The sequence below is a fragment of the Thauera terpenica 58Eu genome (genome assembly GCF_000443165.1).
In the GTDB taxonomy this organism is placed as follows: domain Bacteria; phylum Pseudomonadota; class Gammaproteobacteria; order Burkholderiales; family Rhodocyclaceae; genus Thauera; species Thauera terpenica.
The window spans coordinates 42,400-66,383 of record NZ_ATJV01000049.1 but is presented as its reverse complement, the minus strand read 5'-3'; the positions used below and the strand labels follow the sequence as shown (position 1 = coordinate 66,383).

General features: G+C 63.7%; 30 protein-coding genes. 27 read left to right on the top strand and 3 right to left on the bottom strand.

From position 1 onward, the window contains the following. Positions 1-9: 9 nt before the first annotated feature. From rplE to galE, 17 genes are all read left to right on the top strand, one after another. Complete coding sequence (gene rplE, locus M622_RS28910; protein ID WP_021249127.1) at positions 10-549, top strand: 50S ribosomal protein L5; 540 nt, start codon at positions 10-12, stop codon at positions 547-549. Positions 550-556: 7 nt separating this feature from the next. Further along, the gene (gene rpsN / locus M622_RS28905) at positions 557-862 is read left to right on the top strand and encodes a 30S ribosomal protein S14 (RefSeq protein ID WP_021249126.1); all 306 of its coding nucleotides are present in this window, start codon (positions 557-559) and stop codon (positions 860-862) included. A gap of 13 nt (positions 863-875) precedes the next feature. Continuing rightward, complete coding sequence (gene rpsH / locus M622_RS28900) at positions 876-1,271, top strand: 30S ribosomal protein S8 (RefSeq protein ID WP_021249125.1); 396 nt, start codon at positions 876-878, stop codon at positions 1,269-1,271. Positions 1,272-1,280: 9 nt separating this feature from the next. After that, the gene (rplF, locus tag M622_RS28895; protein WP_031346750.1) at positions 1,281-1,814 is read left to right on the top strand and encodes a 50S ribosomal protein L6; all 534 of its coding nucleotides are present in this window, start codon (positions 1,281-1,283) and stop codon (positions 1,812-1,814) included. A gap of 11 nt (positions 1,815-1,825) precedes the next feature. Next, positions 1,826-2,179, top strand: a complete 354-nt coding sequence (gene rplR, locus M622_RS28890) for a 50S ribosomal protein L18 (protein WP_021249123.1) — start codon at positions 1,826-1,828, stop codon at positions 2,177-2,179. Positions 2,180-2,191: 12 nt separating this feature from the next. Then, positions 2,192-2,716: a 30S ribosomal protein S5 gene (gene rpsE, locus M622_RS28885; protein WP_021249122.1), complete on the top strand. Its 525-nt coding sequence runs from the start codon at positions 2,192-2,194 to the stop codon at positions 2,714-2,716. A 3-nt stretch (positions 2,717-2,719) separates the two neighbouring features. Continuing rightward, positions 2,720-2,902 (top strand): 50S ribosomal protein L30, encoded by a 183-nt coding sequence (gene rpmD, locus M622_RS28880; RefSeq protein WP_021249121.1) that lies wholly within the window; start codon positions 2,720-2,722, stop codon positions 2,900-2,902. A gap of 1 nt (position 2,903) precedes the next feature. Further along, the gene (gene rplO / locus M622_RS28875) at positions 2,904-3,341 is read left to right on the top strand and encodes a 50S ribosomal protein L15 (RefSeq protein ID WP_021249120.1); all 438 of its coding nucleotides are present in this window, start codon (positions 2,904-2,906) and stop codon (positions 3,339-3,341) included. Positions 3,342-3,355: 14 nt separating this feature from the next. Continuing rightward, positions 3,356-4,681 carry a preprotein translocase subunit SecY gene (gene secY, locus M622_RS28870; RefSeq protein ID WP_021249119.1) on the top strand — a complete coding sequence of 442 codons (1,326 nt, stop codon included), beginning with the start codon at positions 3,356-3,358 and terminating at the stop codon, positions 4,679-4,681. Between the two features lie 3 nt (positions 4,682-4,684). Further along, positions 4,685-4,903: a translation initiation factor IF-1 gene (gene infA, locus M622_RS28865; RefSeq protein ID WP_021249118.1), complete on the top strand. Its 219-nt coding sequence runs from the start codon at positions 4,685-4,687 to the stop codon at positions 4,901-4,903. Positions 4,904-4,927: 24 nt separating this feature from the next. Next, positions 4,928-5,041, top strand: a complete 114-nt coding sequence (rpmJ, locus tag M622_RS39650; protein WP_004258276.1) for a 50S ribosomal protein L36 — start codon at positions 4,928-4,930, stop codon at positions 5,039-5,041. Between the two features lie 53 nt (positions 5,042-5,094). Then, the gene (gene rpsM / locus M622_RS28860) at positions 5,095-5,457 is read left to right on the top strand and encodes a 30S ribosomal protein S13 (RefSeq protein WP_021249117.1); all 363 of its coding nucleotides are present in this window, start codon (positions 5,095-5,097) and stop codon (positions 5,455-5,457) included. A 12-nt stretch (positions 5,458-5,469) separates the two neighbouring features. Next, entirely contained in the window at positions 5,470-5,859 is a 390-nt protein-coding gene (rpsK, locus tag M622_RS28855; protein ID WP_021249116.1) for a 30S ribosomal protein S11, read from the top strand. Positions 5,860-5,873: 14 nt separating this feature from the next. Beyond that, entirely contained in the window at positions 5,874-6,503 is a 630-nt protein-coding gene (gene rpsD / locus M622_RS28850) for a 30S ribosomal protein S4 (protein WP_021249115.1), read from the top strand. Between the two features lie 39 nt (positions 6,504-6,542). Beyond that, positions 6,543-7,523 carry a DNA-directed RNA polymerase subunit alpha gene (locus tag M622_RS28845; protein WP_031346748.1) on the top strand — a complete coding sequence of 327 codons (981 nt, stop codon included), beginning with the start codon at positions 6,543-6,545 and terminating at the stop codon, positions 7,521-7,523. A gap of 25 nt (positions 7,524-7,548) precedes the next feature. Then, positions 7,549-7,944 carry a 50S ribosomal protein L17 gene (gene rplQ, locus M622_RS28840; RefSeq protein WP_021249113.1) on the top strand — a complete coding sequence of 132 codons (396 nt, stop codon included), beginning with the start codon at positions 7,549-7,551 and terminating at the stop codon, positions 7,942-7,944. A gap of 96 nt (positions 7,945-8,040) precedes the next feature. Then, on the top strand, positions 8,041-9,060 hold the full coding sequence (gene galE, locus M622_RS28835; RefSeq protein WP_021249112.1) for a UDP-glucose 4-epimerase GalE: 1,020 nt from the start codon (positions 8,041-8,043) through the stop codon (positions 9,058-9,060). 37 nt (positions 9,061-9,097) lie between these two features. Here the strand turns inward: galE and uvrA are convergent, their stop codons facing one another. Further along, complete coding sequence (gene uvrA, locus M622_RS28830; protein WP_021249111.1) at positions 9,098-11,929, bottom strand: excinuclease ABC subunit UvrA; 2,832 nt, start codon at positions 11,927-11,929, stop codon at positions 9,098-9,100. Positions 11,930-12,054: 125 nt separating this feature from the next. Here uvrA and M622_RS28825 point away from each other — a divergent pair, with 125 nt between their 5' ends. From M622_RS28825 to M622_RS28790, 9 genes are all read left to right on the top strand, one after another. Beyond that, on the top strand, positions 12,055-13,260 hold the full coding sequence (locus M622_RS28825; protein ID WP_021249110.1) for an MFS transporter: 1,206 nt from the start codon (positions 12,055-12,057) through the stop codon (positions 13,258-13,260). 69 nt (positions 13,261-13,329) lie between these two features. Continuing rightward, entirely contained in the window at positions 13,330-13,821 is a 492-nt protein-coding gene (gene ssb / locus M622_RS28820) for a single-stranded DNA-binding protein (protein WP_021249109.1), read from the top strand. 140 nt (positions 13,822-13,961) lie between these two features. Then, on the top strand, positions 13,962-14,927 hold the full coding sequence (locus M622_RS28815) for an MBL fold metallo-hydrolase (protein ID WP_021249108.1): 966 nt from the start codon (positions 13,962-13,964) through the stop codon (positions 14,925-14,927). Positions 14,928-14,952: 25 nt separating this feature from the next. After that, positions 14,953-15,819 (top strand): tRNA threonylcarbamoyladenosine dehydratase, encoded by an 867-nt coding sequence (locus tag M622_RS28810; protein ID WP_021249107.1) that lies wholly within the window; start codon positions 14,953-14,955, stop codon positions 15,817-15,819. A 71-nt stretch (positions 15,820-15,890) separates the two neighbouring features. Next, positions 15,891-16,280, top strand: a complete 390-nt coding sequence (locus M622_RS0120175; protein WP_031346744.1) for a sirohydrochlorin chelatase — start codon at positions 15,891-15,893, stop codon at positions 16,278-16,280. Between the two features lie 182 nt (positions 16,281-16,462). Then, the gene (locus M622_RS28805; RefSeq protein ID WP_088178588.1) at positions 16,463-17,524 is read left to right on the top strand and encodes an efflux RND transporter periplasmic adaptor subunit; all 1,062 of its coding nucleotides are present in this window, start codon (positions 16,463-16,465) and stop codon (positions 17,522-17,524) included. A gap of 12 nt (positions 17,525-17,536) precedes the next feature. Next, positions 17,537-20,815 carry an efflux RND transporter permease subunit gene (locus M622_RS28800; protein ID WP_021249104.1) on the top strand — a complete coding sequence of 1,093 codons (3,279 nt, stop codon included), beginning with the start codon at positions 17,537-17,539 and terminating at the stop codon, positions 20,813-20,815. Between the two features lie 6 nt (positions 20,816-20,821). Next, positions 20,822-21,046 (top strand): YgaP family membrane protein, encoded by a 225-nt coding sequence (locus M622_RS28795; RefSeq protein ID WP_021249103.1) that lies wholly within the window; start codon positions 20,822-20,824, stop codon positions 21,044-21,046. Positions 21,047-21,175: 129 nt separating this feature from the next. Then, positions 21,176-21,490 (top strand): hypothetical protein, encoded by a 315-nt coding sequence (locus M622_RS28790; RefSeq protein WP_021249102.1) that lies wholly within the window; start codon positions 21,176-21,178, stop codon positions 21,488-21,490. Between the two features lie 12 nt (positions 21,491-21,502). Here M622_RS28790 and M622_RS28785 read toward each other — a convergent pair whose 3' ends face one another. Together M622_RS28785 and ybiB are read right to left on the bottom strand one after the other, a co-directional pair. After that, positions 21,503-22,018: a disulfide bond formation protein B gene (locus M622_RS28785; protein WP_021249101.1), complete on the bottom strand. Its 516-nt coding sequence runs from the start codon at positions 22,016-22,018 to the stop codon at positions 21,503-21,505. A gap of 79 nt (positions 22,019-22,097) precedes the next feature. Continuing rightward, positions 22,098-23,012 carry a DNA-binding protein YbiB gene (ybiB, locus tag M622_RS28780; protein ID WP_031346742.1) on the bottom strand — a complete coding sequence of 305 codons (915 nt, stop codon included), beginning with the start codon at positions 23,010-23,012 and terminating at the stop codon, positions 22,098-22,100. Between the two features lie 87 nt (positions 23,013-23,099). Here ybiB and M622_RS28775 point away from each other — a divergent pair, with 87 nt between their 5' ends. Beyond that, the gene (locus M622_RS28775; RefSeq protein ID WP_021249099.1) at positions 23,100-23,981 is read left to right on the top strand and encodes an NAD(P)-dependent oxidoreductase; all 882 of its coding nucleotides are present in this window, start codon (positions 23,100-23,102) and stop codon (positions 23,979-23,981) included. Positions 23,982-23,984 lie beyond the last annotated feature (3 nt).

Here is a 23,984-nt window from a genome sequence, read left to right as displayed (position 1 = left end):
GGAGTGACGATGGCTCGCTTGCAACAAGTATTCAAGGACGAAGTTGGTCCGGCGCTGCAGAAGCAGTTCGGCTACAAGTCAGTGATGGAAGTGCCGCGCATCACCAAGATCACCCTCAATATGGGTGTCGGTGAGGCGGTTGGCGACAAGAAGATTCTTGAGCACGCCATGGGTGACATGACCAAAATTGCTGGTCAGAAGCCTGTTTCGACCAAGGCGCGCAAGTCGATCGCGGGTTTCAAGATTCGCGATGGCTACCCGATCGGCTGCATGGTCACGCTGCGTGGTCCGCGCATGTTCGAGTTTCTGGATCGCCTGGTGACGATTGCGTTGCCGCGAGTTCGCGACTTCCGCGGAATTGGTGCGAAAGGCTTCGATGGTCGGGGTAACTACAACCTCGGCGTCAAGGAGCAGATCATCTTTCCGGAAATCGAGTACGACAAGATCGACGCGCTGCGCGGCATGAACATCAGCATCACGACAACGGCCAAGACGGACGAGGAAGCGCGTGCGCTACTGGGCGCGTTCAAGTTTCCGTTCAAGAATTGAGGGTGATATGGCAAAACTCGCTCTGATCAATCGCGAAGCAAAGCGTGCCAGGCTGGTGGCGAAGTTCGCTGCCAAGCGGGCGGCGCTGGTGGCGTTGGTTGAGGATAGCAAGCTGTCTGACGAGGAACGCATGGCCGCACGGCTGGCGCTGCAGCAACTGCCGCGCAATGCGAACCCGACGCGTCAGCGCAATCGTTGCGTGCTCACCGGCCGTCCGCGTGGTGTGTTCCGTAAATTCGGCCTGTGCCGCAACAAGCTGCGTGAGATTGCTTTCCGCGGCGAAGTGCCTGGCATGACCAAGGCGAGCTGGTAAGGAGAATTCGAAGATGAGTATGTCCGATCCCATCGCCGACATGCTGACGCGCATCCGCAATGGCCAACAGGCTCAGAAGGCATCGGTCTCGATGCCTTCATCGAAGCTGAAGGTGGCAATCGCGAAGGTGCTGCAGGCTGAAGGTTATATCGATAGTTTCAAGGTCAGTGATGCTGCTGGCAAGGCCACGCTGGACCTCGCGCTCAAGTATTATGCGGGCCGTCCGGTCATCGAGCGCATTGAGCGTGTCAGCCGCCCGGGTCTGCGTATCTACAAGGGTAGTGAAGATCTTCCGCGCGTGATGAACGGCCTCGGCGTCGCGATTGTGTCCACTCCCCGTGGCGTGATGACCGACCGCAGTGCGCGTGCCAATCGCGTTGGCGGCGAAGTCATCTGCCTGGTCGCATAAGGGGAAGTCATGTCTCGTGTAGCTAAGAATCCGGTGGCGATTCCGAGCGGTGTCGAAGTTTTGATTTCCGATACCGAAATCGCCGTCAAAGGTCCGCTGGGCTCGCTTCGGCAAGCCCTGACCGGCCAGGTCAGTGTCCAGCGCGAAGGCGATACACTCGTGTGCTCCGCGCGCGAAGGCATTGTGAATTCACGCGCGATGTCTGGCACCGTGCGGGCATTGGTGAATAACATGGTGACGGGTGTCAGCAAGGGTTTCGAGCGCAAGCTGACCCTGGTTGGTGTCGGTTATCGTGCGCAGGCTCAAGGGGACAAGCTCAACCTGTCGCTTGGCTTCTCACATCCGGTCGTGCATCAGATGCCGGCGGGAGTGAAGGTCGAGACGCCGACGCAGACCGAGATCCTGATCAAGGGTGTCGATAAGCAGCAGGTTGGTCAGGTCGCGGCCGAGGTGAGGGCATATCGCTCCCCCGAACCCTATAAGGGTAAGGGCGTTCGCTACGCGGACGAGGCGGTGGTGCTCAAGGAAACCAAGAAGAAGTAAGGCGGTTCGTCATGAACAAGAAAGAAACTCGTCTTCGCCGTGCGCGCAAAACTCGCGCCAAGCTGGCGGAGCTCAAGGCGGTTCGCCTCGCGGTGTTCCGGTCCAACTGCCACATCTACGCCCAGGTCATTTCGGGTTGCGGCTCAAAGGTCCTGGCTGCGGCTTCGACGGTCGAGACCGATGTCCGTGCCCAGGTGGCGAACGGCGGCAACAAGGCTGCCGCCGAGCTCGTCGGCAAGCTGATCGCCGAGCGTGCAAAGGCTGCTGGCATCGAGCAGGTCGCATTCGACCGCTCGGGCTTCCTTTATCACGGCCGCGTGAAGGCGCTGGCCGAGGCTGCCCGCGAAGGCGGCCTCAAGTTCTAAGCGAGGAATCGAATGGCTAAGCAGCAATCCAAGCGTCCGCAAGCCTCCGACGAGCGCGATGACGGCCTGAAGGAGAAGATGGTCGCGATCAATCGCGTGACCAAGGTCGTCAAGGGCGGCCGTATTCTCGGTTTCGCCGCCCTCACCGTGGTTGGCGATGGCGATGGCGCAGTCGGCATGGGCAAGGGTAAGTCGCGCGAAGTGCCGGTAGCGGTTCAGAAGGCTATGGACGAAGCGCGTCGCAAGATGCGCAAGATCTCGCTCAAGAACGGTACGCTTCATCACACCGTGATCGGTAAGCACGGTGCCGCCTCGGTGCTGATGCAGCCCGCTCCTCCGGGTGCCGGGATCATTGCGGGCGGCCCGATGCGTGCCGTGTTCGAGGTGATGGGTGTCACGGACGTCATTTGCAAGTGCATTGGTTCGGCCAATCCTTACAACGTCGTGCGCGCCACCATCAACGGCCTGATGGCGATCAACACTCCGGCGGACATTGCTGCCAAGCGTGGCAAGTCGGTCGAAGAGGTCCTGGGGTAAGCGATGTCGGACAATAAAATCAAGGTTACGCTCGTGAAGAGTGTGATCGGCACCAAGCAGTCGCACCGCGCCACCGTGCGCGGACTCGGCCTGCGCCGGATCAACCATACGGTTGAACTGGCGGATACGCCTGAAGTGCGCGGCATGATTCACAAGGTGTTCTACCTGCTGAAGTGTGAGGGTTGATATGCGCCTGAATACCATCAAGCCGGCTGCTGGCTCCAAGACTGCCGCAAGGCGTGTTGGCCGCGGTATCGGCAGCGGCCTGGGCAAGACCTGCGGCCGTGGCCACAAGGGCCAGAAGTCACGCGCTGGCGGTTTCCATAAGGTCGGTTTCGAGGGCGGCCAGATGCCGCTTCAGCGCCGACTGCCCAAGCGCGGCTTCGTGTCGCTGACGCGGGCGCGCAACGTGGAAGTGCGTCTTTCCGAGCTGGCAGCAGTGCCGGTCGAGGAAATCGATTTGCTGACATTGAAGCAGGCCGGCGTTGTGGCGGCCGATGCGCTGTCCGCGAAGGTGGTCCTGTCTGGCGCAATCGATCGCAAGGTCGTGCTGCGCGGCGTGGGCGCCACCAAGGGTGCGAAGGCAGCGATTGAAGCTGCCGGCGGTTCCGTTTCAGCTGAGTAATAAAGGGACAGGCTGTGGCTACTTCTGCTGCCACGCTGGGCAGTCCGGGACGGTTTGGCGACCTCAAGCGCCGCCTCCTGTTTCTGTTGGGCGCACTGATTGTTTATCGCTTGGGTGCGCACATCCCCGTCCCCGGTATTGACCCGGAGCGACTGGCTGAGCTTTTCCAGTCGCAGGCCGGTGGGATACTCGGCGTCTTCAACTTGTTCTCGGGCGGGGCGCTGTCGCGCTTCACGATCTTTGCGCTCGGGATCATGCCCTACATTTCTGCTTCGATCATCATGCAGTTGATGACCGTTGCGGTGCCGACACTGGAGGCGCTGAAGAAAGAGGGGGAGGCGGGGCGCAGGAAGATCACTCAATACACGCGTTACGGCACGCTTGTGCTTGCGTTTGCGCAGTCCCTGGGTATTGCGATCGCACTGGAAGGTCAGCCTGGCCTGGTTCTCGAGACCGGACTGATGTTCCGTTTCGTTACTGTGGCGACGCTGGTCACAGGGACGATGTTCCTGATGTGGTTGGGTGAGCAGATCACCGAGCGCGGAATTGGCAACGGTATCTCGATCATCATTTTTGCGGGTATTGCGGCGGGGCTTCCGAGCGCGATCGGAGGTTTGTTCGAGTTGGTTCGTACGGGCTCGATGCATCCCTTCACGGCGCTGCTGATCTGTCTTCTGGTCGTTCTGGTCACGGGTTTTGTCGTCTTTGTCGAGCGCGGACAGCGCAAGATCCTGGTGAACTACGCCAAGCGGCAGGTCGGGAACAAGGTGTATGGGGGGCAGAGTTCGCATCTGCCGCTCAAGCTCAATATGTCCGGTGTGATTCCGCCGATCTTCGCGTCCAGCATCATCCTCTTCCCCGCAACGCTGGGGCAGTGGTTCGGTTCGTCAGAAGGGATGTACTGGCTGCGGGATATATCTTCCACACTCGCACCCGGGCAGCCGATTTACGTGATGTTGTATGCGTTGGCCATCGTGTTCTTCTGCTTCTTCTATACCGCGCTGGTGTTCAATGCGCGGGAGACGGCAGACAACCTGAAGAAGAGCGGTGCGTTCGTGCCGGGTATCCGTCCGGGCGATCAGACCGCGAGATACATTGACAAGATTCTCATGCGGCTGACGCTGGCTGGCGCGGTGTATATCACCTTGGTGTGCTTGCTGCCTGAGTTCCTGATCCTGAAGTGGAACGTTCCCTTCTACTTTGGTGGCACCTCGCTGCTGATCATCGTGGTGGTGACGATGGACTTCATGGCGCAGGTTCAGGCGGCGGTCATGTCGCATCAGTACGAGAGTCTGCTGAAGAAGGCGAACTTCAAGGGGGCAGGTCTTCCGACCAGGTAGGGAATGACGAAGGAAGATGTCATCGAGATGCAGGGCGAGGTGGTGGAAAACCTCCCTAACGCAACTTTTCGCGTCAGGCTGGAGAGTGGACACATCATTCTTGGGCACATCTCCGGAAGGATGCGTATGCACTACATCCGTATCCTTCCCGGCGACAGGGTGACCGTGCAACTCACCCCCTACGACCTGACCAAGGGCCGGATCGTCTTCCGGACCAAGTGAGATTAGAGAAACAGGAGCAAGAGCATGCGAGTTCAGGCGTCAGTCAAGCGGCTTTGCCGCAATTGCAAGATCATCCGCCGCAAAGGTGTCGTGCGCGTCATTTGCACCGATCCGCGGCACAAGCAGCGCCAGGGTTGATTTAGTCAACTCTAGCGGTTAAAATTTAATGTTTAGCATTTTGGGGTAGACGGATGGCCCGTATTGCTGGGGTAAACATTCCCAATCACAAGCACGCCGAGATCGCGTTGACCGCTATCTTTGGAGTCGGCCGTACGCGTGCTCAAAAGATTTGCGACGCAGCTGGCGTTGTGCGCTCGTGCAAGATCAAGGATCTGACCGAGTCGGACATGGAAAGGCTGCGTGACGAGGTGGGTCGTTTTGTTGTCGAAGGCGATCTGCGTCGTGAAGTGACGATGAACATCAAGCGACTGATGGACCTGGGCTGCTATCGCGGCGTTCGCCATCGTCGCGGTCTGCCGCTGCGGGGGCAGCGTACTCGTACGAATGCGCGTACCCGCAAAGGTCCCCGCAAGGCGATCGCCGGCAAGAAGTGATAGGAACCGATAATGGCTAAGACTGGAACGAAGGTTCGTAAGAAGATCAAAAAGAATGTGGCTGAAGGTATCGCCCACATTCATGCGAGCTTCAATAACACGATCATCACCATCACCGACCGTCAGGGCAACGCGCTGTCGTGGGCGACGTCCGGCGGTGCCGGCTTCAAGGGCTCACGCAAGAGCACGCCGTTCGCTGCGCAGGTGGCTGCAGAAGCTGCCGGCAAGGTGGCTCTGGAGTGCGGCATCAAGAACCTGGAAGTGCGCATCAAGGGCCCGGGCCCGGGTCGCGAGTCTTCCGTACGCGCTCTGAATGCGCTGGGGATCAAGATTTCCAGCATCACGGACATCACCCCCATCCCGCACAACGGCTGCCGTCCGCCCAAAAAGCGCCGTATCTGACAAGGAGTTGATAAGTGGCTCGTAATCTCGATCCCAAGTGCCGTCAGTGCCGTCGCGAAGGCGAAAAGCTGTTTCTGAAGGCTGAGAAGTGTTTTACCGATAAGTGCGCCATGGAGCGTCGCGCCTATGCACCTGGTCAGCATGGCCAGCGTTCAGGTCAGCGTCTCTCGGGTTATGGCGTGCAGCTGCGTGAAAAGCAGAAGATCCGCCGCCTTTATGGGGTGCTCGAGCGTCAGTTCCGCAAGGTCTACGTCGAGGCTGATCGCCGTCGTGGCCAGACGGGTGAAAACCTGTTGCAGCTGCTTGAAGGTCGTCTGGACTCTGTTGCCTATCGCATGGGTTTCGGCGGTTCGCGTGCCGAGGCGCGCCAGGTGGTACGCCACAATGGTGTTCTCATCAACGGCAAGCGGGTGAACATTCCGTCGTATGTCGTGCGTCCGGGTGACGTCGTCGAGTTGACCGAGCGCGTGCGTGGTCATCTTCGCGTCAAGGCTGCGCTGCAAGCCGCCGAGTCGCGCGGCTTCCCGGAGTGGCTGGAAGTGGACACAAAGGCCGGAAAGGGTGTGTTCAAGGCCTATCCGCTGCGTGCCGAGTTGCCGCCCACGATCAATGAAGGCCTGGTGGTGGAGCTGTACTCCCGTTAAGCGGGATGCTGTGACACTTCTAGTTCCGAGGGAATGCTGATGCAAAGCAATGCACTGCTGAAACCGCGCATCATCGACGTCCAGAGCACCTCGCCCGTTCAGGCAAGGGTGATCATGGAGCCGTTCGAGCGTGGCTTTGGCCATACGCTGGGGAATGCGCTGAGGCGCATCCTCCTGTCGTCACTGCCCGGTCACGCCGCGACCGAGGTGGCGATTGAGGGAGTTCTGCACGAGTACTCCACGCTCGATGGTGTCCGCGAGGATATTGTCGACCTTCTGCTGAACCTGAAGGGTGTGGTTTTCAAACTGCACAACCGCAGCGAGGTTACGCTCAGGCTCGCCAAGTCGGGCGAGGGTGTGGTCACGGCCGCAGATATCGAGGTCGGGCACGACGTCGAGATCATCAACCCCGATCACGTCATCGCGAATATCGCGCCTGGCGGCAAGCTGGACATGCAGATCAAGGTTGAGGAAGGGCGTGGGTACGTTCCTGGCAACGTGCGCCCGCTCAACGCAGAGAGCAAGTCCATTGGCCATGTCGTGCTGGATGCGTCGTTCGGACCTGTGCGTCGCGTCAGCTACCTGGTCGAGAGCGCCCGGGTGGAGCAGCGCACTGACCTGGACCGGCTTGTCATCGATATCGAGACCAACGGCGCAGTTGACCCTGAGCAGGCGATCCGCTATGCGGCGCGTGTATTGATGGATCAGCTGTCGGTGTTCGCGGAACTGGAAGGAACTCCAGTGACCGCTCCGGTCGAGAAGCAGATGACGATCGATCCGGTGCTTCTGCGACCGGTGGATGATCTTGAGTTGACCGTGCGTTCGGCCAACTGCCTGAAGGCCGAGAACATCTATTACATTGGCGATCTGATCCAGCGTACGGAGACCGAGTTGCTCAAGACTCCGAATCTGGGTCGTAAGTCGCTGAACGAGATCAAGGAAGTGTTGGCCTCCCGTGGGCTGACCCTTGGCATGAAACTGGAAAACTGGCCACCGGCCGGGCTTGAGAAGCTCGGTTAACACGCCGGGCAAGTGAGGAATTGAAATGCGTCACCGTAATGGTCTTCGCAAGCTGAATCGTACCAGCAGCCACCGCCAGGCGATGTTCCGCAACATGGCCAACTCGCTGCTGCAACACGAAGTGATCAAGACGACCCTGCCGAAGGCGAAAGAACTTCGCCGTGTGGTGGAGCCGATGATCACCCTGGGCAAGAAGCCCAGCTTGTCCAATCGCCGTCTGGCCTTCAATCGTTTGCGCGACCGTGACATGGTCGTCAAGCTTTTCGATGAGCTGGGCCCGCGTTACGCCACCCGCAATGGTGGTTATCTTCGTATCCTGAAGTGCGGTTTCCGTGATGGAGACAACGCGCCCATGGCTCTGGTCGAGCTGCTCGATCGTCCCGACGGCGAGGTGATGGACGTCGAAGGCGAAGCGGCCTGAGAAGGCTTGCAGAGCGTGAAAGAACCGGGCATGTGCCCGGTTTTTTTTCGCCCTCTTCGCGTTGATGCTGGGAAGATGAAACTAGGGAGCTGAGTCATGGGCGTGACACTGGTCACTGGCGGGGCGGGCTATATCGGCTCGCATACCTGCGTCGAGTTGTTGAGTGCGGGGCAGGACGTGGTTGTGGTGGATGACTTGTCGAACGCCTCGCCCGAGGCGCTGCGCCGGATGCAGGAGCTGGGCGGGCGTAGGCTGCGCGAGTTCGTGCACGGCGACGTGCGCAATGCGGAACTGCTCGCGCAGGTGTTCGCCTCTCATGAGGTTGACGCGGTCATCCACTTTGCTGCCAGCAAGGCGGTCGGGGAGTCCGTCGCACAGCCGCTGGCGTACTACGACAACAACCTGGGCGGGCTCGTCGCCTTGTTACGGGCGATGCAGGTGGCCGGATGCAGGCGGATGGTGTTCAGCTCTTCCGCAACAGTCTATGGGGACCCCGCGCGGGTGCCGATCGATGAGGGCTTCCCCACTACGGCGACCAACCCGTATGGGTGGACGAAGTTGATGGGCGAGCAGATCCTGCGTGATCTGGCAGCGTCCGATGCGAGCTGGAAGGTGGTCCTGCTGCGCTATTTCAACCCGGTGGGCGCGCATGCCAGTGGCCGGATCGGGGAAGATCCGGACGGCCTGCCGAACAATCTGATGCCCTATGTCAGTCAGGTGGCGGTGGGAAAGCTGCCGCGGCTGAGGGTGTTCGGTGATGATTATCCGACCGCGGACGGCACCGGGGTCAGAGACTACATCCACGTCGTCGATCTTGCGCTCGGGCATCTCAAGGCGCTCGAGTGCATCGACGCCTTGTCGGGCGTGACCACGCTCAATCTGGGCACTGGCCGCGGCTACAGCGTGCTGGAGATGGTGCGCGCATTCGAGGCCGCCTGCGGGCGCGCCGTGCCGTTCGAGGTGGTGGCGCGGCGGCCGGGTGACATTGCAGCATGCTGGGCAGATCCCACCCTGGCACTGCAGACTCTCGGTTGGCGCGCCGAGCGCGACCTGGTGACGATGTGTGCGGATGCGTGGCGCTGGCAGAGTCTGAATCCACAGGGCTATCGCGACTGAGTCCGGCCCGCGGGGCGTGCGCGGCAACGGCGAGGCGTCATGCTGAGGTGGGAACGAGCGCCTTCGCCAGGTAATGGCCGGTGTGACTGGCGGCATTCGCAGCGATGGTCTCCGGTGGTCCGCAGGCAACCACCATGCCGCCTCCTGCTCCGCCCTCCGGGCCCATGTCGATGACCCAGTCAGCGGTCTTGATGACGTCGAGGTTGTGTTCGATGACGACGATGGTGTTGCCGTGGTCACGCAGTCTATGGAGCACCTTGAGCAGCAGTTCGATGTCCTGGAAATGCAGTCCGGTAGTGGGTTCGTCGAGGATGTACAGGGTGCGGCCGGTGTCGCGCTTGGAGAGTTCGAGAGCCAGTTTGACGCGCTGGGCTTCGCCGCCGGATAAGGTCGTGGCGCTCTGGCCGAGACGGATGTAGCCCAGACCGACGTCGGTCAGGGTGTCGAGCTTGCGTGCCACGGTGGGCACGGGGGCGAAGAAGGCCAGCGCCTGCTCCACCGTCATCTCCAGTACTTCCTGGATGTTGCGTCCCTTGTAGCGGATCTCCAGGGTCTCGCGGTTATAGCGCTTGCCGTGACAGACATCGCAGGGCACGTACATGTCGGGCAGGAAGTGCATCTCGACCTTGATCATGCCGTCGCCCTGGCAGGCTTCACAGCGCCCCCCGCGCACGTTGAAGGAGAAACGGCCCGGGCCGTAGCCGCGTGCGCGGGCTTCGGGGACGCCGGCGAAGAGCTCGCGGATCGGGGTCAGCATGCCGGTATAGGTCGCAGGATTGGAGCGCGGCGTGCGCCCTATGGGTGACTGGTCTACGCTGATCACCTTGTCGAAGGCATCCAGCCCCTCAATGCTCGCGTGCGGCGCAGGCTCGGTGGCGGACCTGTAGAGCTGGCGGGATGCAGCGGCGGCGAGGGTGTCGTTGATCAGGGTTGACTTGCCCGAGCCGGAAACCCCGGTCACGCAGGTGAACAGGCCCACCGGGATCGCCACGTCCACGTTTCGCAGATTGTTGCCGTGCGCGCCGAGGATGCGCAGCATGCGGGTCTCGTCTGCCAGTGTGCGTCGAGTCGGGATCGCGATCGAGCGCCGTCCGGAAAGATAATCCCCGGTCACCGAGGCGGGGTTGGCAATGACCTCTTGTGGCGGGCCATGGGCGACGATGTGCCCGCCATGCTCGCCTGCGCCAGGGCCCATGTCCACCAGATAGTCGGCGCTACGGATCGCGTCTTCGTCGTGTTCGACCACGATCACGGTGTTGCCGAGGTCACGCAACTGGCGCAGCGTGGACAGCAGGCGGTCATTGTCGCGTTGATGCAGTCCGATCGAGGGCTCATCGAGCACATACAGGACTCCGGTGAGACCGGAGCCGATCTGGCTTGCCAGCCGGATACGCTGTGCCTCGCCCCCGGACAAGGTGTCGGCCGCACGGTCGAGCGACAGATAGTCGAGGCCGACATTGATGAGAAAGCTCAGGCGGTCCGCGATCTCCTTGACGATCTTGTCGGCGACCTGAGCACGGGCACCGCTCAGGTTCAGGCTGGTGAAAAAATCGCGGCATTCGCCCAGCGGCAGGTGGCCGATCTGGTGCAATGGGCGCCCACCGATCAACACGTGACGCGCCTCGCTGCGCAGTCGGCTACCGTTGCAGCTTGGGCAGGCTTGCGTGGCGCGGTACTTGCTGAGTTCCTCGCGCACCGCCACCGAATCGGTCTCCTTGAAGCGGCGCTCGAGGTTGGGGACGATGCCCTCGAAGGGATGCTCCTTGACCACCATGCGACCGTTGTCCGCCATGTAGCGGAAGGCGATCTTGTCGCGACCGGAGCCGTTCAGCACCACATCACGCACCCGCCCGGGCAGGGTGTCGAAAGCGGCCTCGGTGTCGAATGCGTAATGCTCGGCCAGGCTGGTCAGCATCTGGAAGTAAAACTGATTGCGTCTATCCCAGCCGCGAATCGCGCCCGCTGCCAGCGAGAGCTCGGGGTGGGCGACCACGCGCGCGGGGTCGAAGAAGTCGATCTGGCCAAGGCCGTCGCACTTTGGGCAGGCGCCGGCCGGGTTGTTGAATGAAAACAGGCGAGGTTCGAGTTCGGCGAGTGCGAAGCTGCAGATCGGGCAGGCGAAGCGGGCGGAGAAGACATGCTCCTGGCCGCTGTCCATCTCGACCGCAATGGCGCGACCGTCGGCGTGGGTCAAGGCGGTCTCGAAGGACTCGGCCAGGCGGCCACGCAGGTCGTCGCGCACCTTGAGACGATCGATGACGACCTCGACGTTGTGACGCCGTCCCTTCTCCAGCGCCGGCATGGCGTCCAGTTCCATGATCTCTCCATCGACGCGTACGCGTACGAAGCCTTGCGCGCGCAGATCGGCAAACAGATCGTGCTGCTCGCCCTTGCGGCCAGCCACGACCGGCGCCAGGATCATCAGCCGCGTCTCGGCGGGGAGCGCGAGCACGTGATCGACCATCTGCGCAACGCTCTGTGCCGCGAGCGGGTGAGTGGGGTGGTCGGGGCAATGCGGCGTGCCCGCGCGCGCATAGAGCAGGCGCAGGTAGTCGTGGATCTCGGTCACCGTGCCCACGGTCGAGCGCGGGTTGTGGCTGGTGGCTTTTTGCTCGATCGAGATCGCGGGTGACAGGCCCTCGATGAGGTCGACGTCGGGCTTTTCCATCAGCTGCAGGAACTGGCGCGCATAGGCGGACAAGGACTCGACGTAGCGGCGCTGGCCTTCGGCGTAGAGGGTGTCGAAGGCCAGGGAAGACTTGCCCGAGCCCGACAGACCCGTGATCACCGTCAAGCGATTGCGCGGAAGGTCGATGCTGATGTTCTTCAGGTTGTGCGTGCGTGCACCGCGGATGCGGATTTCGTCCATGAAGGCGGGCCTGCGGTGGGTAACCCCAAACTATAAGAGAGAACCCCTCCACGGACCAACGTAAAACGGCAGCGCGGAGACGGCGATGTTAGAATCAGCGGCTTTACTGCAGGCCGCCTCCAAGCATGTCCGTCCCCTCGCGCGACTCCATGACTCCCGCCGAACGCCGTGCAGGCATGAGCCTGGCGGCGATCTTCGCCCTGCGCATGCTCGGCTTGTTCCTGATCCTGCCGGTGTTTGCGGTGCACGCCAGCGGCATTCCCGGGGGCGACAATCTGACCCTGGTCGGGCTGGCGATCGGTGCCTATGGGCTCACCCAGGCCTGCCTGCAGATCGCCTACGGCGCCGCGTCCGACCGCTTCGGGCGTAAGCCGGTGATCGTCTTCGGTCTGATTCTCTTTGTCGCCGGCAGCATCGTCGCCGCGCTCGCGGACGATATCCAGATGATCATCGCCGGCCGCGTGCTGCAAGGTGCAGGCGCGATTTCAGCGGCAGTCACCGCGCTGGCGGCCGACCTCACCCGCGACCAGCATCGCACCAAGGTGATGGCGATGATCGGCTCATCGATTGGTCTCGTGTTCGCCCTGTCGATGGTCGCCGCGCCCTTGCTCTATGCGGCGGTGGGCATGGATGGCATCTTCTGGCTGACGGCGCTGCTCGCCGCCGGGGCGATCGGAGTGGTGCTGTGGGTGGTGCCCGAGGCGCCGCCGGTGCCACGCGCCAACGGCGGCAGCTTCATCGACGTGTTGCGCGATGGTCAGCTGATGCGACTCAATTTTGGCGTGTTCGCGCTGCATCTCATCCAGACCACGATGTGGGTGATGGTGCCTGCGGCGCTGGTCGCCAGCGGCGGCCTGCCCATGCCCGAGCACTGGAAGGTCTATCTGCCCGCCGTGTTGCTGTCTTTCGTGGTGATGGTGCCCGCGGTCATCCTTGCCGAGCGCCATGACCGCCTGAAGCAGGTGTTCAACGCTGCCATCGTCCTGCTCGCGCTGGTGCAGTTCGGCCTGTGGCTGTGGGGGGATGGGCTGGTCCCGCTGGCCCTGCTGCTGACGCTGTTCTTCGTTGCCTTCAACGTGCTCGAGGCAACCCAGCCATCATGGATATCGCGCATCGCCGCGCCGCATGCCAAAGGCACTGCGCTGGGGGTTTACAATACGCTGCAGTCGATCGGCCTGTTCATGGGTGGACTGCTGGGCGGCTGGCTGGGGCAGCGTTTCGGACCCGGCGCGGTGAGCCTGGTGTGTGGTGTGCTTGCATTGGTCTGGCTGGCGTTGTCGTCCGGCATGCATCCGCCTGCGCTACGCACGGTGCCAGCGGCAAAGAGCTGAGTCAGTCCTGAGTCGCGCTGCGGCGTGTGCCCGCAACGATGACCTCATTCGATTTCAAAGGAGAACGGGATGGCATCCCTCAACAAGGTAATCCTCATCGGCAACCTCGGCAAAGATCCAGAGACGCGCTACGCCCCCAGTGGTGATGCGATCTGCAATCTGACCCTGGCCACCACCGAGACCTGGAAGGACAAGACCAGCGGTGAGCGCCGCGAGGCAACGGAGTGGCATCGCGTGGTGTTCTTCGGGCGTGTTGCCGAAGTGGCCGCACAGTATCTGCGCAAGGGTAGCCAGGTCTATGTCGAAGGCCGGCTGCAGACGCGCAAGTGGCAGGACAAGGAGGGGCAGGACCGCTACACCACCGAGATCCGGGGCGATGAAATGAAGATGCTCGGTCGCCGCGAAGGCGGCGGTGATGCGCCGATGCGTGCCGCCGATAGCGGCTATCAGGCGCCTGCTGCAGCCGCAGCACGGCCGGCACCGAGCGCGCCGCGCCCCCAGTCCCAGCCTGAGCAATCCTCATCGGGTTTCGGCGACTTCGATGACGACATCCCGTTCTGACGGTTACCTGGTGATGGGGGTAGGCGGGGTTTGCAAAAGCTGAGCGGTGCCCCGGGGTCGTGAGCGTCCGGATGGATCTCAGGCCCCGGGTTGAAGATGGGCATTCGAACCCGAAATCGCAGCAAGAGGAGGGGACTTTCATGAACGAACTTATCAGCTACCCTGACGGCATCCACGCGCTTGAGTCCGGTTACGGCCGCCCCTTGCTGGCAGCGATCCATATCGTCGTCGAGGGTGATCGTGCTGCGATCGTGGATACCGGGACCAACGATTCCGTGCCCCGCGTGCTGACTGCGCTCGCTGCGCTGGGTATCGCGCCTGAAAATGTGGACTGGGTCATACTGACCCACGTTCATCTCGATCACGCCGGTGGCGCAGGCAGCCTCATGTGCGCCTTGCCCGCGGCCAGACTGCTGGTGCATCCGCGTGGATTGAGGCACATGATCGACCCGACCAGGCTGTGGGAGGGGACGGTCGCCGTGTATGGCCCCGAGCGCGCCTACGAACTCTACGGACTGCTCGTGCCCGTCCCACCCGAGCGCATCGTGCCCGCCACCGATGGGCTCGACGTGCTTCTCGGTGAGCGCCGCCTGCGCGTGTTCGACACTCCCGGCCATGCCCGTCATCACATCTGCCTGTGGGACGACAGGGCGCGAGCCTTCTTTACTGGCGATGCCTTCGGTCTGTCGTATCGTGAATTCGACGTCGACGGTCGCGCCTTTGCCCTGCCGACCAGCACGCCGACGCAGTTCGATCCGGAAGCGATGCATGACTCGATCGATCGCATGCTCGCGATGCAGCCGCAGGCCATGTATCTCACCCATTACAGCCGCGTTACCGACGTGCCGCGCCTGGGCAGCGACCTGCACCGCCTCATCGACACCATGGTTGCGGTGGCGAGGGCGGCACGCGGCGACGGGGTGACGCGTCACGTGGAGATCGTCGCCGGGTTGGAGCAGGTCTTGCGCGAGGAGGCCGCTCGGCAGAACTGGGCCCTGGACGAAGAGCAGACGCTTGAGCTGCTGCGCATGGACATCGACCTCAACGCGCAAGGCCTCGGTGTCTGGCTTGACAGTCAGCGCGCCGTCGAGATGCAGCCCGCATGATGCGGTCCGGGCCGTGGTGAGTCCGATGCGTGCAAGCGCGCAAGCTGCGCCGGCTGAAGTTGAGGTCGGGCTTGATTCCGGGCGTCGTTTTGGTGGCATCGATCGTCTGTATGGCGCGGACGCGGCCGCTGCCCTGGCGGTGTCCCACGCTTGCGTGATCGGCATCGGCGGTGTCGGCTCGTGGTGCGTGGAGGCGCTCGCGCGCAGCGGGGTCGGAAGGCTGACCTTGATCGACCTCGATCACGTTTCCGAGTCCAACATCAACCGCCAGGCGCATGCCCTCGATGCCACCCTTGGTCAGGCCAAGGTGACAGCCATGGCCGAGCGTGTGCTGGCCTTCAGTCCGCACTGCCGCATTGACACCATCGACGATTTCCTCACCCCGGAAAACGCCACGGCGCTGCTCAAGGGCTTCGACGTCGTCATCGATGCGATTGACAACGTACGCGCCAAGGTGGCGATCGCCGCCACCTGCCGCGCGCATCACCTCGCGCTGGTGATGGCCGGCGGGGCAGGCGGCAAGCTCGATCCTGCGCAGATCCGCATTGACGACCTTGCACGCACCCTGCAGGACCCCTTGCTGTCCAAGGTGCGCGCGCGCTTGCGCAAGGAGCACGGCTTCACGCGCGACGCCAGGAAGAAATTCGGCATCGAGGCGGTGTTTTCCATTGAGCCGCTGCGCTATCCCGCGGCGCTGAGTTGCGCCACGGCTGAGGGCGCTGATGGGCGCGAGCCCAGCGAGGAGCTGGCCGCTACCAACACCGGCCTGCAAGGCCTCGCCTGTGCCGGCTACGGCTCGAGCATGGCAGTCACCGCCAGCGTGGGTCTGTTTTGCGCTTCACGCGCCATCGCACATCTGCTGCACGCAGGGCGTGGCCGCCTGACTGACTGATTGCACCTCATCGCGCCGGGGCCATCCAGGCCGCGGCGATCCTCGCAGGGTCCTTTGATTGGAGTACAAGCATGAGCACAAGCTCGTCCCCGGAATCTTCCGTAGTCATCCTCTTCGGCCACGGTGCGCGCGACCCTGAATGGGCCGCGCCGATGCGGCGCATTCGTGAGCACATGCTGGTGCAGCCGGATGCCCCCGCGGTGGAACTCGCCTTTCTCGAGTTCATGCAGCCGACGCTGCCCGACGCCATCGTGCGCATTGCTGCGAGCGGTGTGCAGCGTATTGCCATCGTGCCCATCTTTCTTGGGCAGGGTGGGCACCTCAAGCGCGACTTGCCGATCCTGCTTGAGCAAGTGCGCGCCGCACACCCGGAGTGCGAGATCACGCTCGCGGCCGCGGTCGGCGAGTCGGCGTCGGTGATCGCGGCGATGGCGGATTACGCGAGCGGCTGCGCGGTCTGAAGCGCGCCGAGGCCGGCAAGCCGCAGAGCTGAGCCGAGCACAGGACAGTCTCGAACGCGTCGTCCTTGGGTGAGCCAGCTTGGGTGAGCCGATCGTGCGAGCTTGATATTCTTTCATATTAGCATATACTTATTGACATGAATATCGACACAATCCCGGCGTTTGTGCGCGTCCTGCGCGGCATGTCCGTGTCCGCACTGTCGGCGGCGCTGCTGCTTGCCATCCCTTTCGGCTCCGCCTCGGCGCAGGCCGAGTTGGCGACGGTCCGCATCCAGAGCCAGGCCTTCGCCACGCAGATCAGCGCCGAAGCGAGTATCGAGGCCCTCAACCAGGCCACGCTGGCCGCGCAGATGCCCGGGCGCATCATCGATCTGAGTGTTGATGTCGGCGACCGCGTACGCAAGGGGCAGGTGCTGTTGCGTATCGATCCTGCCGAAGCTGCGGCTGTGGTGGCTGCTGCGGACGCCGCTGTTGCGCAAGCCGAGGCCAGCCTGCTCACAGCCAGGGCCGAGTACGAGCGTGCGCGCAGTCTGGTGGCGCGCCAGTTTCTCAGTCAGTCCGCTCTCGATTCGGCGCGCAGCCAGTTTCAGGCAGCGGACGCACAATTACGTGCCGCACGTGCGCAGCGCACGCAGGCGACGACCGTCGAAGGTTACGCCACGGTGGTGTCGCCGCTCGATGGGGTGGTCGCCGCGCGTCACATCGAGGCCGGCGAGATGGCCCAGCCGGGGCGCACGCTGCTCACCGTCTACGATCCTGCACGCATGCGTGCCGTGGCCGATCTCTCACCGCAGCGTCTGGCGCAACTGGGCGAGGGCGTGCTGCGTGCCACTGTCGAGCTCAATGGCAGTCGCCGCATGCTTGAAGCCGCTGCGGTCACCGTGCTGCCCGCAGCTGATGCCCGTACCCACACGCGCCGACTGCGGATCGATCTGCCGCCCGGCACTGAAGGCGTGCAGCCGGGCAGCTTCGCCCGCGTACATTTTCATTCCGCGCCAGCCTCCGTGGCGAGCGCAGCGCCGGTGCTGATTCCCGTTGTCAGCGTGCTGCGTCGTGGCGAACTGAGCGCCGTCTATGTGGCTGAGGGTGAGGGCAGGTTCAGCCTGCGCCAGGTGCGTCTGGGCAGAACGGTTCAGGATGGCACCGCGGTGGAGGTGCTCTCCGGTCTCAAGGGCGATGAGACCCTCGCGCTCGACCCGGTGCAGGCTGGCATCCAGACCCGCGCCGCCTCGGCCGCGCGCTGAGCCGGGACGACCATGGAACCTCGCCTGGGCATTTCCGGCCGCATCGCCGCCGGCTTTCAACGTAACGCGATCACGCCCTTGCTGGCGATCGTGCTTTTGCTCGCCGGCATTTTTGCCACCCTGATCACCCCCAAGGAAGAAGAGCCGCAGATTGATGTCACCATGGCCAACGTGCTGGTGGCCTTTCCGGGTGCTTCGGCGCGCGATGTCGAGGCCCTGGTGGCGAGGCCGGCGGAACAGGTGTTGTCGCGCATCGCCGGCGTCGAACATGTCTATACCGTGTCGCGCCCGGGGATGGCCGTCATCACCGTTCAATTCGAGGTCGGTGTTCCCAATCAGACCGCGCTGGTGCGCCTGTACGACACCGTGCACTCGCATGCCGACTGGCTGTCGCCAGAGCTGGGCGTGGGTACGCCGCTGATCAAGCCCAAGGGGATCGATGATGTCCCCATCGTCAGCTTCACCTTCTGGACTGCCGATCCGGAGCGCGCGGGCTTCTCCCTGCAGCAGGTCGCGCGTGCGACCGAAACCGAACTCAAGCGCATTCCGGGCACGCGAGATGTCACCACCATCGGTGGCCCCGGTCACGTCATCCGCGTCAATATGGACACCGAGCGCATGAATGCGCACGGCATCACCGCCCAGGACCTGCGCGCCGCGCTGCAACTGGCGAACGCCTCGCAGCCCGCGGGCAGCCTGGTGAGCGGCAATCGTGAGGTGCTGGTGCAGACCGGCACCTATCTCGAGTCGGCCGAGGACGTGCGCAGCCTGGTGGTCGGGGTGCAGGACGCGCGCCCGGTGTTCCTGCGCGATGTGGCTGAGGTCAGTGACGGACCGGACCAGCCCACGCAATATGTCTGGTTCGGCACCGGGGTGGCGGCCGATCAGGATGGCATGGAAGAGCACGGTCTGTTCCCTGCCGTCACCCTTGCGCTGTCGAAAAAACCCGGGGCGAACGCCGCTGACGTCGCGCGAGCGGCGATGCAGCGCCTCGACACCCTGCACGGCAGCATCATTCCCGAAGGGGTGGAAGTCACCGTCACCCGTGACTACGGCAAGACCGCCAACGACAAGGCCAATCAGCTCATCGGCAAGCTCGCCTTCGCCACCGCGGCGGTGGTGGCGCTGGTGTTCTTCGCGCTCGGACTGCGTGAGGCGATCATCGTCGGCATCGCGGTTGCCCTGACCCTCGCCGCGACCCTGTTCGCATCCTGGGCCTGGGGCTTCACCCTCAACCGGGTGTCGCTGTTCGCCCTCATCTTCTCGATCGGCATCCTGGTCGATGACGCCATCGTAGTGGTCGAGAACATCCACCGCTGGCACACCCTGAAGCCTGGTACGCCCTTGTGGAAGCTGATCCCGAAGGCGGTGGACGAGGTCGGCAGCCCGACCATTCTCGCCACCTTCACCGTCATCGCGGCCTTGCTGCCGATGGCCTTCGTGACCGGCCTGATGGGGCCATACATGAGCCCGATCCCGATCAATGCCTCGATGGGCATGTTCATCTCGCTGGTGGTGGCCTTCGTGGTCACGCCCTGGCTGGCGCAGAAGATGCTGAGCAGCACGGGCGCGCACGAAGCCGCCCCCTCCGGCGGCGCCCCAGCGGCGAGCGCAGACAAGATGACGCGGCGGCTCGATACGCTCTTTCGCCACATCATGACGCCGATGTTCGATGCGCAGCGTGGAGCGCGTAACCGCCTGCTGTTGTGGTTGGGAGTGTTGGCGCTGATCGTGGCCTCGCTGGCCTTGCCGATGGTGCAGCTCGTGGTCATGAAGATGCTGCCCTTCGACAACAAGAGCGAGTTCCAGGTCGTGCTCGACATGCCGGTCGGCACCCCGGTGGAAGACACCGCGCGCGTGCTCAACGAAATTGGCGCCGTGCTCGCAACCGTGCCCGAGGTCACCGACTGGCAGTCCTACGCCGGCACCGCAGCACCGATCAACTTCAATGGGCTGGTGCGCCAGTACTATCTGCGCAGCGCACCCGAGCAGGGCGACATTCAGGTGAATCTGGTCGACAAGGGCGCGCGCGACCGCCGCAGCCACGAGATCGCCACCTCGGTGCGCGATGTGGTGGCCGAGATTGCACGCCGCAATGGCGGCAACGCCAAGGTCGTGGAAGTGCCACCCGGCCCACCGGTGCTGTCTCCCATCGTGGCCGAGATCTATGGTCCCGACTACGCCGGCCAGACCGCGGTGGCAAAGCGGGTGCGTGCGGCGTTCGAGTCCAGCGCGGATATCGTCGGCGTGGACGACACGGTCGATGAGGATGCGCCCAAGCTCCTCTTGCGCGTCGATCAGTCAAAGGCGGCGCGCATGGGGGTGGCGCAGGCCGACATCGTCGAGGTCGTGCGCCTCGGCCTGGCCGGCGAGAATGTCACGCCCGTGCATGGCGGTGACAACAAGTACGAGGTCCCGGTGCGCATCCAGTTGCCGGCAGCGCGCCAGTCCGAGCTCGACAACCTGCTGACGATGAGCGTGCGCGCGCGCGACGGCAGGCTGATTGCCGTCTCCGAGCTGGTCCAGGTCGCGGAAGTCAAGCGCGAGCAGATCCTGTACCGCAAGGATCTGCTGCCGGTGGTCTACGTGACCGGTGACATGGGCGGCGAGCTCGATTCGCCACTGTATGGCATGTTCGAGATCCGTTCGAAGACGCAGGACATGGTGCTCGACGGTGCACCGGGGCTGCGCGGCACGCTGGGCGAATGGTTCATCAACCAGCCCGACGATCCCTACGCCGGCTATCAGCTGAAGTGGGATGGAGAGTGGCAGATCACCTATGAAACCTTCCGTGACATGGGGGCGGCCTATGCGGTCGGCCTGGTGCTGATCTATCTGCTCGTGGTCGCGCAGTTTCGCAGCTATCTGGTGCCACTCATCATCATGGCGCCGATTCCGCTCACCATCGTCGGTGTCATGCCCGGCCATGCCTTGTTTGGCGCCCAGTTCACCGCCACCTCGATGATAGGCATGATCGCGCTCGCCGGCATCATCGTGCGCAACTCCATCCTGCTGGTGGATTTCGTCAACCAGCAGGTGCGCGAAGGCCTGCCCTTCGCTGAGGCGCTGATCCGGGCGGCGGCCGTACGCGCCAAGCCGATCGGGCTCACTGCGCTGGCGGCGATGATCGGTGCGGCCTTCATCCTCGACGATCCGATCTTCAATGGTCTGGCCATCAGCCTCATCTTTGGCATCTTCGTCTCCACCGTGCTCACCCTGGTGGTGATCCCGGTGCTCTACTTCGTGGCCATGCGTGCTCGCATCGCCCAGTTGCAAACCTCCGAGGAGTAAGCCCGCATGACCACCAATGAATATGTCCGCGCCTTTGCCGGCGCCTTCGTCCTCATCTCGCTCGCGCTCGGCGTCGAGGCCTCACCGATCTTCATCAGCAAGTACTTTCTGTGGATGACGGCCTTCGTTGGCGCCAATCTGTTTCAGAGCGCCTTCACCGGCTTGTGTCCGCTGGTCAACATCCTGCACAAGCTTGGGGTCAAGGACGAGAAGGCGAGCTGTTCGCGTTGAGGCGCGTGTCCTCTACCCGAAGCGGCGTGATGTACGGCACGCTCGAGGTCCGGGCACGCTGAGCAGACTCGGCGGTGGGCATAGAATTGGCCCCTTATCGGCTTCCATGCTCGTTGTCGAGCCCACACCATGAAGGATTTGCCGCCTCATCAGAATCGCCGCCTGGATCGCCGTATTCCACTCGGGTGCGCGGCCTTCATCGCCTTGCGCGATGGCAGCCGTGTTGATGCGACCTGTGTCGAGCTGGGCGTGGGCGGCATGACGCTCAATGCGGCCTATGTGCCCGGCCAGAATGAAGTGCTCACGGTTGCCGTGCTGGGGCCTCAGGGCGAGGCCACGCTGGATCGACCGCCGCTGATCGCCCGCCTCGAGGTCAGGCGCTGCAACGCGCTTGGCAATGGGCAATACGAGATTGGCGGCCACATCGTGCAGGTGGTCGATTAGCGCTGGTGGCCCTTAGCGCATGTTCTCCGGTCGCAGCAGCATCCACAGCGCGAACGCGATGGTCGCGGTGAAGGTCAGCAGCGACCAGTTTGCAATCGACAGGCCGAGGAAAGTCCAGTCCACCGCGACACAGTCGCCGGCGCCGCGAAAGATCATCGGCAGCGCCTCTGCCAGAGGAAAGCTCCCCAGCATGAATTCGAGCCCCGGTCCGCATTCGGGTATCGCGGGCGGGTAAAGCTGCATCCAGCTCTGGCGCGCGGCGATGCTGGCGCCCGTGAGCGCGGCGACCCCGATCAGGGCTGCATAGATGCGGCTGCCGCGACGCTTCGGCCCGTGCACGCCGCCAAGGAGGGCGAGCAGGGCGACCACGAGAAAGGCGTAGCGCTGCATGATGCACATCGGACAGGGCTCCAGCCCTACGCCGTGCTGCAGGTAGAGGCCGAAGCCGAGCAGGCCGAGCGCAGTGATGGAGAGCGCGAGGTATGCGATGCGCGCGGGCAGGTGGAGCAGGGTGTGGAGCAAGGGCATCGTGATTCACGGTTCGGGCAGAGGGCGCATTGTAGGTCATGGCCCCTGCGTGTGTGGACGCCTGCGGCCTGAGGTGTACTCAGTCCGCAAGCGCCTTGAGCGCGGCCACCTGGGCGCTGATCGGCGCCGGGATCGGCACCTCGCCGGCCAGCATCGCCCGGATCAGGGCTGCATTGTCGGCCACCGCGGGCGCGTCGGGCAGGCTCTGCAGTGGCGGCGCGCCGCCCTCTTCTCCGGCCACGGCGATCGAGCCGACACCGTCCACGTACGCTTTCAGCTCCGGGCAGCGCCGCGGGTTGGCGTAGATCTCGCCTTCGGTGGCGCGCAGCAGCATCGCGCGTCCAGAGTCTGCGCGCAGGAAGGCGTCCATGCGCTCGAGGTACTCAGGATGCGTGACCGCCACCACGCGCACGCTGCGCCCGCGACAGGGGTCGAGCAGCTTGGCGACGATGTGGCCACTGGCGCGCACGCCCATGCGAGTGCGCAGCGCCAGCAGCGCATCGAGCCCGGGCAGCAGTTCATCGACGCCGATGCAGGCGAGACGGTTTGCCGCCAGTTGCTGCGAGGCCTGTGCAGCGTCCGCCGCCGGCTGCAGACCGAGTGCGCCGAGCAGCTCGAACGGACTCACCCGCGTGTCGAAATCGTGCCGACCCTGGATCAGCACCGGCACGCCCTCACGCGCCAGCAGCATCGCCACCAGCGGCATCAGGTTGGCCTGGCGGCGCGCGCCGTTATAGGTCGGCAACACCACACAGTGCGGGCCATCGGGCACCGTCACCTGTGCGCTGCGCGCGTCCATCGCCTGCTTGAAGCCGATCAGCTCATCGAGGGCTTCGCTCTTGATGCGATAGGCGACAAGAATGGCGCCGAGTTCGATGTCCGGCACCGCGCCGTCCAGAATGTCGCCGAACAGTGCTGCTGCGGTGGCGGTGTCGAGCGCACGGGAGCCCTTGGCGCCTCGTCCGATTTCCTTGATGATGGGTCCGTAGTTCATGGCGCCGATTATGGTCATGTTTGCCATGCCCCACCAGTGCGTCACGCGCACCCCACACTGAAACCCTGAAAACGGAGGAGTCACACGATGGAAGTCGGATTCATCGGCCTTGGCCTCATGGGTCGCCCCATGGCGCTCAATCTGATCAAGGCCGGACATCGCGTTCACGTGTGGAGTCGGCGGCGCGAATCGATGCAGCCCCTGCTCGCGGCCGGGGCGGGAGATTGCGCCAGTGCCGCCGAGGTGGCGCATTGTGCCGCGATCACGATCAGCATGGTGGCCGACACGCCTGACGTCGAGCAGGTGCTGCTGGGGCCGGGCGGGGTGGCGGAGGGCGCAGGCGCGGGGCATATTCACATCGACATGAGCACGATTGCCCCCGCCGCCGCGCAGAGCATCGCCGCGCGTCTGGCCGAGCGCGGCGTCATTGTCCTCGATGCGCCGGTGTCGGGTGGCGAAGGCGGTGCCATCTCCGCTGCGCTCACCATCATGGTCGGTGGCGACGAGTTGGCGTTCGAGCAGGTGCGGCCTTTGCTGGAGGCCATGGGCGCATCGATCACCCGCCTGGGTGGCAGCGGCGCGGGCCAGGCCGCCAAGGCCTGCAACCAGATTCTGACCGGCGTGGGCGTGACGGCAGTCGCCGAGGCGTTCAACTTTGCGCGCAAGAGCGGGGTCGACGCCGGCAAGGTGCGCGAGGCCTTGCTCGGCGGCCTGGCCTATTCACGCATCCTCGAGAACCACGGCGAGCGCATGCTCAAACGCAACTTCAGGCCTGGCTTCAAGGCGTGGATGCACCACAAGGACATGCGCATCGTCATGGACGAGGCGCATCGCCTGGGGCTGGCGCTGCCCACGGCCGCCGCCACCGCGCAGATGTTCAACGCGATGCTCGGCAGCGGCCTGGGCGAAGACGATTCGGTGGCCATGTTGAAGCTGTTCGAGCGCATGAGCGGCGGCGCGGGTGAGTGAGGA